General features: G+C 41.4%; 4 protein-coding genes. All 4 read right to left on the reverse strand.

Annotated features, from left to right (window positions below; genetic code table 11):
• Positions 1-155: 155 nt before the first annotated feature.
• The gene (locus CTER_RS02930; protein ID WP_004623671.1) at positions 156-1,181 is read right to left on the reverse strand and encodes a D-alanyl-D-alanine carboxypeptidase family protein; all 1,026 of its coding nucleotides are present in this window, start codon (positions 1,179-1,181) and stop codon (positions 156-158) included.
• An 82-nt stretch (positions 1,182-1,263) separates the two neighbouring features.
• Entirely contained in the window at positions 1,264-2,499 is a 1,236-nt protein-coding gene (locus CTER_RS02935) for a glycosyltransferase family 2 protein (protein WP_004623624.1), read from the reverse strand.
• Complete coding sequence (locus tag CTER_RS02940; protein WP_004623662.1) at positions 2,486-8,668, reverse strand: SDR family NAD(P)-dependent oxidoreductase; 6,183 nt, start codon at positions 8,666-8,668, stop codon at positions 2,486-2,488. Before CTER_RS02940 ends, CTER_RS02935 begins: the two co-directional genes overlap by 14 nt.
• The gene (locus CTER_RS02945; protein ID WP_004623644.1) at positions 8,668-13,509 is read right to left on the reverse strand and encodes a type I polyketide synthase; all 4,842 of its coding nucleotides are present in this window, start codon (positions 13,507-13,509) and stop codon (positions 8,668-8,670) included. Before CTER_RS02945 ends, CTER_RS02940 begins: the two co-directional genes overlap by 1 nt.
• Positions 13,510-13,542 lie beyond the last annotated feature (33 nt).

Consider the following 13,542-nt stretch of genomic DNA (forward strand, 5'->3'; position numbering starts at 1 on the left):
TCCATTTTACATTTTATCCCTGCTTATTCTTTGACGTTCAGTTTATAACTCTGGTATAATAATATGCCATTCTTCAGGCTCCACGGCAAGGCGCAGATTAAACACCTTGCTTTCCAGATATTTCATATCAAGGCCTGTGCTTTCGTAAAGAACTATTATTTTCCTATGCTGCTGTACACAGCTATTGCATCGGTAATATTAAACTGTTCCGAGTGGTTATCTCCTTTTGCACCGGCTGTAACCAAAACATATTCTTTATTACCCGCTTTAGCGAGACTTGCGAGACACAGACCAGCCTCATCAGTATATCCAGTTTTTCCTCCTAGTATTTTTCCGCCGATAATGTTTTGATCACTAAGTTCTTTAAACATGGTGCTGTAAAAAGTTGTCCCATCAGGATGTCTATTCGTAGGCCGTGTAGAATGACGTGACGACGTAAATACCTCCCGGAAAGTATCATTTTGCAAAGCATAGCTTAAAAGAACAGCCAGATCTTTGACTGTTGTGTAGTGGTCTTCATTGTGAAGTCCGGTCGAATTTTCAAAATGGGTATTTTCCATGCCAAGATTTGCCGCCTTTTGATTCATTAACTTTACAAAATTCTGCTCTGATCCCGCAATCTGATCAACAATTCCAATACAGCACTCCGCACCGCTCGGAAGCATTGCTCCGTATAACAGATCTATTGCCCTGACCTGCTCACCTGGTTGGAAACCTGCCATTGATGCATCTGCTTCGTACAGCCCCTGAAATGTAGAATTGGTAAGTTTGATTTCTTCCTTCAGGTCATGTAAACTTTCTATCGCAACAATGGCAGTCATCATTTTAGTTAAAGAAGCAGGATAGATTTTATCTTCACTATTTTTCTGCATCAGGATGGTATGATCTTTTAAACGGATCAGAATCGCATTAGGACTGTTAAGTTTGTCGAAGGATATAGAAACAGATGGATCGGGTTCTATCTTTTGCGGAGGAATGGGTGCTGTTCTATCTTCAGAAGAATCTGGTGTTATCTTTAAAGAAGAATATGACGAGGTTTTATGGTCATATTCCTTCTCAAATATTTGGTAGGTTCCTGGAGCAATGACGGATTTGTAAACAAAAGCAGCAATGGCAACCATCAACGCAAGTACCACAAATATGCGTATTCCTGACTTTTTCTTTTTTACTTTTCGTACCATAATAAAACAACTCCTTCTTCTGTGCTGATATTATTTAAGCACAGAAGAAGGAGTTATGTTGGAATTCTATCTTATGAACTTCTTAAGATTTTCTTATAACGGAAGCTTTACTGTTTTCCGGCAGAACTCTTTTTTTATGACTTCTGAATATATTCTCATAGAGGGACAATACAATACTCATAAAATTCAGTCTTGCAAAAACCAGTCTCATGGTCAAAATACCGATTGCGCCCAAACTATTCATAACCTCCAGCTGCTTGGATGCAGGAAAATACATAGGCGTTGATTTTTGCTTTCCCAATAGCTGGATCCAAATATCGAGATCTGTGTTCTCGACATGATCCTGAACAACTATTTTCAATGACTTTTTCTTTGAAAGCAACAGTATTTTGGCTTTAACCTCCTCCAGGTTATCAGTGCTGTTATAATTAATAATTACCTTTTTTCTGATTCCAGTCAAAGCACTGAATTTTGGTACAATTTGTCCCCTGAAAAATTTAATGATTACATTCTCGGGAAGCTGCAAGGCATTGGGATGTTTTTTAATAAAGTGTTCGGTATTTCTGTCAATCTCAGGAAATTTATCTTTACTGATTCTCAGGTTCCCTGATTTATCATGCTTTTGATGAAAGGTCTCAATCTTGTTGCTGATAATGATTTTGGCTCCGGACATATATAATCTATATCCCAATTCAATATCCTCAATTCCCCACCCTTTGAAATTTTCATCAAAGCCTCCCAGTTCATCCAAATATTTTTTCGGTACGGCCAGATTGCATGTATAGACCTTCAGCCACGGATAAAGTTGACATTCGGCGTTATATGAGGATTCCATGTAACTGAGATGTCTTATCTCAAACTTATTTATACTGTCCAGTTTGAATTTCTGATTTCCATAGTAACTGTTTGCAGAAATCTCCTCAAAAGACACATCTTCTGTTAGATTTATCCGGTTGCCGACTACTATTATATTGTTATTGATTACGAAGTACTTGTCCAATTCTTCAAGATAGTTATGCTTTAGAAGCATATCCCCATCCAAAAAAATTATAATTTCACCCTTGGCAGCATTAATACCGGTATTTCTGGCTCTTGACCTTGAAGACTCAGCAACTCTTTCCTGATAGATATACTTAAAATCGTACTTCTTTTCCATGTCTTTTATAACTTCACCGGTTCCATCCTTTGAACCGTCGTCGACAACAATAACTTCAATGGCATCCAACGGGAATCCTTCCAGTCTGTTAAGAGTTTCCAGAGTATTTTTAATAAGATTTTTGCACTGATACACCGGAATAACAAAACTATATCGCTTCATATTGGCCTCCCTGCTCAAGCTGTTGCCTGCCTTTTCCCTTAGCCTCAACAATGTCTGCCAACGCCTTTTTGCACTCCATCAACAAGGCAAGTATAGTTTCCTTTTTGTATTCCCTGGCATTATACTCCACCATAATCTTTAACTTTCCTTCCCAAATAGAACTTTCAATAACAAATACATATTCTCTGTCGGAATACGGACTTTTCTCGGGTACTGTTTTAAAGGCTGCAATCATGTCATTTTCTTCTGCATCAGGCATTCCGTATACACCCATGTAATTAAAGAATATCTCAGGCTGTACCGAGTATTTTTTATCAGGGAATTTTATGGGGTTTGTAATAAATCTTAATATATCATATCCAGCTCCCTTGTTAGGAATTTCTGAAAGCTCCTTCCTGACATTTTCCACCTTGTCTTCTACTGGGAGATTACGGGCTGTGTCAAGCACAAATGGATAGGATATGCTTAACCACCCCACTGTTCCGGATAAATCAAAAGTACTGAATGGCAGATCACGCCCGTTTCCGCACAGCCTCAAATGCACCTTGTCCATACTGCCCCATCTGTCCAATGCCATTCCCAGTGCTGTAAGCAGTATGGTTTCGGCATTTACCTTGTATAACTTGCAGGACTCCTTGAGGAAACTGTCTGTTTCTGTCTCATCAAGCAGTACGAGATGCTCACAGGCATTGTTGATCAGGCTCTGATCCTCACTGATGAAATCCTTTGGAAGCATGTCAACAGGAGTACTGTCAATTTTATCCCAATATTCGATTTCATGGGTTATTTCCTTACTCATGGCATATTGGTTAATAAAATCTGCCCAGGTCACAATTGAAACACTTTTTTCTGAAGCACCCATATCATTACCGCTGATTGCCTGAAAATATCCCGTTATTATTTCCTTCATAATGATGTGTATTGAGAATCCGTCAATAATAAGATGGTGCATGGTACAATAAATGTAATCACCATTGTCGGTTTTAAACAGAACAAACCTTATAAGCGGGCCTTCAGCAAGGTCCATGCTTGAAATCAGCTTGTTAAGCTCCATAAGCATTTCCTCCCTGGAAGCTTCAGTTGCTGACATATGGTACACAAACAAGTCTTCGTGAATTTCATCACAGCTTTTCAGATATTGGACATAGCTTCCGTCTTCATACCTGAAAACCAATCTGAGTGCATCATGCTGCCGCATTACTTTTAAAATGACTTTTCTCAGTATATTCTCATCGATTCCATCCTTCATATAAATCGGAACAGATTCGTTCCAGTGATTCATACTGTTAAAGTTTCTGGCAAAGAAGCATCTTTGAACAGGCAATAATTCAACTTTAGTTGTAACTTTCCGAGACATTTCAAAGCTTACATCCTCTTTAACCACATTATTGAGATTATCGGGATTATCAGAATTATCAGTTCCATGTCCAAGTTTACCGCTTATAAACCCGGCCAGCTGGCTTACTGAAGGATAAGTGAAAATGTCAGAAATGCTGATCACTTCGGGAAACTCCTTATCAATCTCCTTTAGTAATTGAGTAGCAAGAATGGAATCTCCGCCCATATCGTGGAAATTATCATACACATCAATTTCCTTTATTCCAAGAACAGAACCCCATATTAGAGCTAGTTTGTTTTCCAGGCTATTGCTGCTGTTATTACCGGCTGCACTATTTGCTGCTGCCTGGGCATTTGTATCTTTAACTTCAGCCTGGTGCTTTGTTTTGTTTTTATCAAGCAAATATTTATTTATTGAAGTCTTTATTTTACCTGACAGCTTTACGGGTAAGCTGTCGGTCACACTGGAAAGATACGGAATATTCAGTTCTCCGGTATATATTACACATCTGCCGCTTCTTAATGCATCCTCAAAAATGTTTAAAGCTTTTGAGGTCGTTAAGGCTCTGAACGGGAAATTATCATCGGTCGTATTATTATCAACAGTCATGCCTGTCTCCTTCCAGCCGGGCCAGTTGATTGAGACAGTCCGTTTACCTGCCTTGTTTCTACGCTGTGCAAATGAATTCAGGTAAGTATTGGCAGCAGTGTAATCACCTTGTCCCATACCCCCTGTAACTGATGCCATGGAAGAAAACAATACAAAAAAGTCCATTTTATCGTCAATGGTTAACCTGTCAAGAATCTGCGTTCCATTTATTTTGGGTGCCATAACGCGGCTGAATATATCAGAATCCTTTATCACTAAAAATCCATCACCGGCTACACCGGCAGCGTGAATAATCCCGTTAATGTGCCCGAACCTCTCTCTTAATGAATCAAGCGCTTCTTTTGTTTCTTCCTCATTTGATATGTCAGCTTTGCAGCAAACTACTTTTGAGCCGGATGTCTGTATATTTCTTATGCTTCTGAGTTTGTTGCACAGCCTTTCGTTGCCATTCCTTTCCAATATGTCGTCCCACTGTTCAGCATCAGGCAGTTTTGAACGGTTGATCAACGCTATATTTGTATTGCCTTTTTCAGAAATATATCTCGCAATCTCAAGGCCTAAGCCACCTGCTCCACCTGTTATGACATATACTCCTTCATTTTTTATATTCAGCTCCTCTTGAGATGTATTTAATTCAGCTATTGAAAATTCGGGAATATACCTGTTACCTTTTCTATAAGCTACCCTTTGAGCTTTACATTCTGATATGACTTCATTTATTATACAGTCCAAAGCAGTGGCCTGGTCAAAATCAATGCACTTCAATTTCAGCTTCAGGTTCTCCTGGGCAGCAACTTTTCCAAGTCCGAAGAAAGCAGCGTTATCGGGATTAATCAATGAATCCTCCTCCGTAACCTGTTCAACATTTTCTGATAACAGATCAATACTTATTTCATTGTTATATTTGTTGGCAGCAAGTGCTTTTGTCAGGTAAAACAGACTGTATATCCCTCTATTTTGCACATCATCACAACTTCTTTCAAAAGCAGGAGTGTTCATTGTATCGGAACGGCTTACAGTGGATAGATGGACGATCTTATCAATATCCCTGGTCTTTAGTTCGGTCATAAGCTTAAGATAGTCTTCCTCTGTGCCTGAAATAATGTAAGAGCTTTGACCGGTTTTCTGATAGCCCGAACCGAAGGTCACTTCAATGACTTCACTTAATATACTTCCTTTCAAGCCGGCTGTGATCACATCGGCTGCTCCGGCATCATCCCTGAATACCAAAGCGGTTTTCCATTCAGGTTTTTTTGCCTGCTTATCCAGACTTTCAATTATCCAGCCCATGTCGTAATATGAAGCTGCATTTTTATCGATACCCTGAAAACTCTTATCTGCATCACGAACCATTTTAATAGTGTAATTATTAACTTCTGCAAAAACCTTACCCCTTTCGTCCATAAGCCATATGTCGAAAGAAAAGGTTTCTGTGCTGTTGTTGGAATTGTTGAGTTTTGTGATGTAGCTGTAGAATTTCCCCGGCATTCTGTCATAAAGCTTCATACTATGATATGACAGCGGAAGATACATGGCATCATTCCCGAGACCATGCATGATCATATTGGCTGCGTTATCCATTAATGCAGGATGCAGACTGTATCTGAGAGCAGCCTCCGAAACAGACTGATCTATTTCAAGTTTTACCAATAAAGAATTGTCACCAATGTAAATCCTTTCAACATTATCCCAGGTAGTTCCAAATTTAATAGGTGACTCGGTTGTGCTTAACCTGATGGTTTTTTCTCCGTTCCCGCACTCATTTTTCAGTTGGGAAACATCAAAAGCTTTATTAACATTATCCTCCAGCATAAAGAGTTTTCCTTCTGAATGTGTAACCCATACCTGATGATCAGGCTCCTCTGAAATTTGCTTGCTTACAACAGCAAATCTCAGATAATCCTTTTCATTTATTACAATTGTCTGGACTTCTTTAACTTCACCATCATTCACCAGCATAGGTGAGACAAAAACCAGATCCCGCAGTTCCACCGGACTGTTTCCATAATATGCTCTGCCGGCTTCTCTGGCCATTTCAAGGTAGGTAGTTCCCGGCAAAATGCTTCTTCCGTTTATCCGGTGCTCGTCCAATTCCCAATGCCTGGCATTGTCAAAGTATGTAACGAAAATCTGTCTGTCAAAGGAATCAGCCAGAAGATTGTCAAACAAGGGATGTTCAATTGATTTTTCTTTTAACAATTGACTTTCCCTGCCCATGGCTTTTGGCTCTGCCCAAAAGTGTATCCTTTCTAGCGGGTAAACAGGTACACTTACTTTGTTTAGCTGGCGTCCTTTATATAACATATCCCAGTCAATATTTCCACCCTCAACATATAGTTTACATATATCATTACATAGATTTGTATTATCGCCCCTATGCTTCAGCAGCTCCTGTATTTTGAGTTTTGCTTCAGCAGAGATTTCCCACTTATGGCTTTCGGTAATTTCCCGTGCTTCTTTTACCTTTTTGCTTTCAGGTACTATTTTATGCTCGTTATAATATATACCTTGCCTGTTCAAGTTGGCAAAATCAGTTCTGCTGACTTGAAGCAGCTTTTCTTTAAAATCCTCAAAATCCTTAAGCACAAGGGCAAGCCTGCAGGTAAAATGGCCCCTCCCTGTATTGGCGGTGTAGCAGATATCTGCTAAGTCTGTAACTCCTCCCTTAATAATAAGTTCAATATATTTATTGACCATGTCCTTTAAAACAATTTCACTTCTTGCCGAAAGAGCAAGAATATATACGGGTTTATCCTTCGAAATGGTAAGACCCTTCTTTTTTGGCCTTTCAGGTGCTTCTTCCAGAACAATATGACAATTCGTACCACTGAAACCAAATGAGCTGACTCCTGCTCTTCTTGGAAAATCACCCGTATCCCATTTTGTCAGTTGATTATTTACATACACAGGACAGCTGCAGAAATCAATATATGGATTGGGAAATTCAAAATTAATGGTGGCAGGCAGCATTTTGTTTTTTAAGGAAAGAATCACTTTAATAATAGACGCCATACCTGACGCAGCAACAAGATGACCAAAATTGGTCTTTACCGAACCTATGCCGCAAAACTGATTTTTATTGGTATATCTTCTGAACGCATTTGTAAGCCCTTTTATTTCGATGGGATCTCCTAGAATTGTTCCTGTTCCGTGAGCCTCAATATAAGATATGGTTTCGGGATTGATTTTTGCTTCCTCCCAAGCACTTATGATAACTGCTTCCTGGGCTTCGGCATTTGGTGCTGTTATTCCGTTGGAGGCACCGTCATTATTGATTGCACTTCCCTTTATAACAGCATGGATATTGTCCCCATCAGCCAGAGCTTTGCTCAATTTCTTCAAAAACAGTATTCCTACCCCCTCACCCCAGACAGTACCGTTTGCACTTTTATCAAAGGTCCGGACATTGGAGTCGGCAGATTCCACCATGTCCATGGAACTCTTTTGTCCCTGTATCGAGGGCAGGTAAGTCAGATGGATACCGCCCGAGATTGCCATATCACAATCACCCTGCTGCAGCGAACGGCATGCCATATGAGTGGCTGTCAGTCCTGAAGAGCATGCAGTATCCACAACAAGACTGGGGCCGCGCAAATTGAATATATACTGGATTCTTGAGGCCATAATACCTGCCCATGAACCAGTCAGGTGCATTTGATCGGGTTCCGAGATATACTGGTACAGCGAGCCGGCCGTATGATCCCGGCCTGCAAATACACCGGTTTTTGTACCGGTAATTTTATCTCCGCCGTAACCCGCATCTTCTATTGCTTCCCAGGCTGTCTCAAGAAACAGCCTCTGCAGCGGCTCCATAAACTTTGCTTCCCTTGGCGGAATTCTGAAGAAGCCGGCGTCAAATTTATCAATCTCGTTCAGATAACCACCCTTTGAGAACTTGTCATCCAGGTCGGTATCGTCAGAAATTACCATATCAAGCATATATTTTGTAAATATTTTATTCTTATAATATTGAACACTTTGATCCCTTCTTTGCTTGGAGGGTTCCTTGATACTGTTGACACCGGATTTAAGATTGCTCCAGTATTCATCCACATTGTTTGCATCCGGGAACTTACATGCCATCCCTATTATCGCAATATCTTCATGTACTGTTTCAGGAGCAGCTTTTTCCATAAGCTCGGTCAACATTTTCTTGGTTTCTTCCTGAGTGAGCTTTTTGGATTCAAACTCTTTTAAAATGTAACTCTTTACTGATTCCATTATTTTTTCTCCCCCAATCCCAATAATTTATCTGCCTCAACTGCAGAGATTTCACCTCTGGCCATCCTGCCTAAAATTGCATCTATATCGGTTCCGCTGCCGGTCTCATGAACAGTTTCATGAACATTCTCATACTCATGAACAGTCCCATGAACGGATGTACTTTTTCGTTCAGATTTACTTTTAATATAATTTGACATGTCGGATATTGTTGGATATGTGAAAATATCCGATATATCTATAACACCTTCAAAATCCTTTTCCAATTCCTTCAACAGTCTTGTCGCCCTGACAGAATCCCCGCCCAGATCATAAAAATTATCACTGACGTCAATTTCCCTAACACCAAGGACATTTTCCCAGGCCTCGGCAAGCTTGCGCTCAATATCTGTTCCATTTCCACTGCCTGTACCGGACAAAGCCACGCCACACCTTGAACTCTCTGATATTTTCGGCTCTCTGCCAGCCGGCTGCTTTTCCCTGATTCTTGCCATGGCTTTGTCAATGTCTTCAGAAACAGCCATGGGCAAGACCCTGGCGGAGGAGGCTATAATGTCATAATTTAATTCGGCAGGAATAATTCTGGATACCGGGCTGCCAAGAAGTTCGTCCAATACGTGGATAGCCGAATAATTTGTAATCCCTCTGAACAAACCATTATCTGCAACACCAAAATCCACAGCCATGCCTGTTTCTTTCCATTGCGGCCAATTTATGGACAATGTCCTTCTTCCGGTTTTATTTCTGCAAGCAGCATAGGAATCCAGATATGCGTTGGCGGCAGTATAATCCCCCTGGCCTTGGGCACCGAATATTGACGAAATCGATGAAAACAGTACGAAGAAGTCAAGCTGATCATCCATAGTCAGATTATCCAGTATCCAGGTACCATATATTTTAGGAGATAAAACACTTTCAAATACCGGGGCCTCTTTTCCGACAAGGAAACCATCTCCGGCTATTCCGGCACAGTGGATTATACCGTCTATCTTTTGGAATCTCTGCCTGATATCCCTCAATACATAATCAATTTTCTCAATATTGGAAATATCCGCACTGTAAACAATAGCTTCGGAGCCGGAAGCCTCAATAGCCTTAATACCGGCAATACTTCTGCAGAGTTTTTTGTCCTCAGCTTTCCCCAGTATTTTGTCCCATTTTTCAACCTCGGGTAATTTTGAGCGATTGATCAGACACAGCTTCACTTTGTTTTTCTGTGACAGGTATTTACAAATTTCAAGCCCAATACCGCCAAGTCCGCCGGTTACCAGATAAACGCCGTTTTCCCTGATTTTCACTTCATTCCCGGTCAATTCAGCAGTTTCAGCCTCCCTGAACTCTTCAACAAATCGGATTCCATCTCTATACGCTGCCAGATAAAAATGCTCATTTGCTTCCGATTCAGAGAGAATATCCTGAGCAGAGGTATTTTCATCAATATCAATACATCTCACTCTGAATTTTGGATATTCCTCCGAGATTACTCTGCCAAGCCCAAAGAGGGCTGCAGCATTTGGGTTTATACGCTTTTCTCCAAGTGTGACTTCGTTAACCAGATCTGAAATCAGATAAATTTCGGTATTTTCATTTTTCCCATTGTTGAGCATAGCACGGGTCAAATAGAAAACACTAAGGACTCCTTTGTTGAGTCCGGCTTTCAGATCATTAATTTCTGTAATTTCCTTATCATAATTCATAGAGGAAAAATGATAAATACGGGAAATTGTACTGCTCTTAACAGCCCTTATCAGCTTGTCATAATCCTCCTGGCTGCTTCCCACCATATATGCCTCATCGCTTATTTTTCTGAAGTGGTCTCCAAGCTCAACTTGAATAACTCTCTTATTTAGATTGACAAGCTCTCCTGAAAACTCCCCGGAGAATCGGTGTAAATCCTTGAAAATCAGGTTTACCCCGCCGTCGGAATGACTTTTTATCTCACTTATGGCTTTCCTTGTCCAGCCAATTTTATAAATGCTGTTACGGCCTCCTGCCAGCTTTTTGAGCTCGGCCCGGTGAACCTTTTTTATTGTGAAGCCCTCTATTTCTACAAGAACCTTCCCGGCTTCATCCAGGATTGTTACATCGAATGCCGCAGTTTCCGGGTTTTCAACGTCAACAGAGCGCTTTCTCAAATAACTGTAGATGACCGCCGGAGTAGCTCCCCAAATTTTGATTTTCTTGAAGGAAAGCGGCAAATACAGTCCGTTTCCTATGCTGTGGTTTGCCATGTTAACAGCGCTGTCCATCAAAGCAGGATGTAACAAATAATCCTTCAGATCATCCGCATATGCCTCAGGTAATTCCAGGCAGGCAAGAGCTTCATTTGTTCCAATATATATTTTCTTCATATTCTTAAATCTTGGCCCGCCATCAACTCCATCGGTCTCTATATTCCTGTAATCGATTATTTTAACTTCTCCCAGGGTTTTAATAATTTCTGACAGGGCATATTCAGAGGGCCGAGTATTTTCGATGTTTTTATAAATTACTCCTTCGGCGTGCTTTATCCAGTTTTTTGATTCAGCTTCTCTGCTTACAACCTCAAATTCAATGAAATCCACTTTATTTCTAACTATAGTCTGAACTGTTCTATGTTCATCTCCATTTACAATGAGGGGGGATAGAAACAGAACATTTTTAAGTTCAATGGCCGCACCCCGGTAATACTGATTGCCGATTTCCCTTGCCAGCTCCAGATAAGTGGTACCCGGAACAACACAACTGCCGGCTACACGATGTTCCTTCAGTACCCAATGCTTGTCCACACTGTATACAGTCTCATAAATGTCTGCATCCATTGATTCAATAATGCGGCTTTCAAGCAGTGGATGCAGTATTTCCTTTTTACCAGCCAAAGGAGTTTGCTTTGCTAAATGAGACTGCTTCGGTCCTGGTTCAGATACCCAGCATCTCTTGCGTTCAAACGGATATACAGGCAGAAGGACTTTTTTTCTGGCACCGCCTTTATATAGCTCCTCCCAGCAAACCTGACCTCCATGCACGTAAATACTGCATAACTGCGCCAAACCTGCCTGACTTCTTTCAGACTGAAGCTCTTTTATGCATGAAGCCGCAGCCTGGGTAAGTTCCCTGATATCCTTTGAAGTTACGTCAAAATCAGTTCTTTTCTGTTGGGTTGAAGTAACAATTTTATGCCTTCCGAAAAACACATCCTTTGCAGGATTGCTATCAAGGCCTTTATTGATCAGCTCATTCAGCCCTTCCTGTAATTCCGGCTTGCTGCCTATAATCAATGCAAATCTGTAATTGTAATGCCCCCTGCAGGTATCTGCAGTATGGCAGATATCTGCAATGTCTGCTTGTATCCCGGCTTCAGAGTTTAAGAAGCTGCAGTAATTTTTAACCAAATCCATTAACGCAGTTTCACTCTTTGCAGATAATGCTATTACCTGTTGCCTGTTTTCTTCTTTGCTCTGCTTATCTTCCAAAGTCCTGTTTTCTTTAATAAATTCCTCTAAAATCAGATGGCAGTTGGTACCGCTCAAACCAAAGGAGCTTATGCCGCAGCGCATGGGATATGCTTCTTCCTTCCACTTGACAAGCCTGTCATTCACATATACGGGTGAGCCTGTAAAATCGATTTTCCTGTTTGGCTTTTTAAAATGCAGCGTGGGAGGAATTTCTCTGTGTTCAATCGCCATTACGGCTTTAGCCAGACCCAGTATCCCCGCGGCATGGTCGGGATGTCCCATATTTGACTTAACCGACCCTATTGCACAGAATTGCTTCCTTCTGGTATATTTTTCAAAGGCCATGCTTATTCCCTCAATTTCAATAGGGTCGCCAAGCTTTGTACCTGTTCCGTGAGCCTCGATAAAGGAGATTGTTTCAGGATTGATGCCGGCATCCTTCCAGGCTCTGATAATAACGTCCTCCTGAGCCGCTGAATTGGGTGCGGTTATACCGACGGAAGCTCCATCCTGATTTACTGCGCTTCCCTTGATAATTGCGTGAATATGGTCATTGTCTTCCAATGCCTTCTTCAGCGGCTTAAGCACAACAACTGCCGCGCCCTCGCCAAAGCCTGTACCGTCCGAGGTGTCGTCAAAAGTCTTGGCCCTGCCTTCCGAGGCCTCTATTCCCAAGCCTTCTTCCAGCCCTTTGGCGGGCAAAAGGTTAACTTTTATTCCTCCTGCTATGGCAAGCTCACATTCACCATTCCTGATCCCCTGGCATGCCAGGTGTACGGCTACAAGCGCTGATGAGCATGCCGTATCCACAGTGATACTGGGACCTTTCAGGTCTAAAATGTAGGATATCCTGCTTGCTATTATGGACTTTATATTGCCGGGCAGCGCAAGATCGGTAGCTGTGGGTTCGCATTCCCTGATAAGGTTTGCATAGCTTTCTCCAAAATCCGAGCTAAAACCTACATATATGCCTGTTCGTGAACCCGTAAGCCTGTCCCCTCCATAGCCCGCCGCTTCAACAGCCTTCCAGGTCTCCTCGAGAAATATTCTCTGGTTTGGGTCCATCAAAGCAGCCTCTTTGGGCGAAAGCCTGAAAAATCCATAGTCGAACTTGTCCACTTCATCAAAATAAGCACCCTCATAATATTGAATTTCTTCAGGACCAAGCCCTCTGCCTGTTAAAATCCGGTCTGCATCCGCCCTGCGGTATTCAGGAAACTCTTTGACACAATCCCGTCCCTGTCTCAAGTTTTCCCAGAAATCATCAACCGTTGCAGCAGAGGGGAATCTCCCTGTAATACCAATAATGGCAATGTCCCTTTTGGAAATACTGTTTATTTTTTCTTCCTTGTTCTCTTTTATGTCAGATAACCTGACAGCTTTTAAATCCAGACTTTTATTTGCCATCTAACAACCTCCCTTGTACAGCGCAACTGTTTC

This window comes from Ruminiclostridium cellobioparum subsp. termitidis CT1112, assembly GCF_000350485.1.
In the GTDB taxonomy this organism is placed as follows: domain Bacteria; phylum Bacillota; class Clostridia; order Acetivibrionales; family DSM-1351; genus Ruminiclostridium; species Ruminiclostridium termitidis.

Bases quoted from the DNA above. Each gene is read 5' to 3' on its own strand.
- CTER_RS02930 (WP_004623671.1), bottom strand. From the start codon at position 1,181: ATGGTACGAAAAGTAAAAAAGAAAAAGTCAGGAATACGCATATTTGTG.
- CTER_RS02945 (WP_004623644.1), bottom strand. From the start codon at position 13,509: ATGGCAAATAAAAGTCTGGATTTAAAAGCTGTCAGGTTATCTGACATA.
- CTER_RS02935 (WP_004623624.1), bottom strand. From the start codon at position 2,499: ATGAAGCGATATAGTTTTGTTATTCCGGTGTATCAGTGCAAAAATCTT.
- CTER_RS02940 (WP_004623662.1), bottom strand. From the start codon at position 8,668: ATGGAATCAGTAAAGAGTTACATTTTAAAAGAGTTTGAATCCAAAAAG.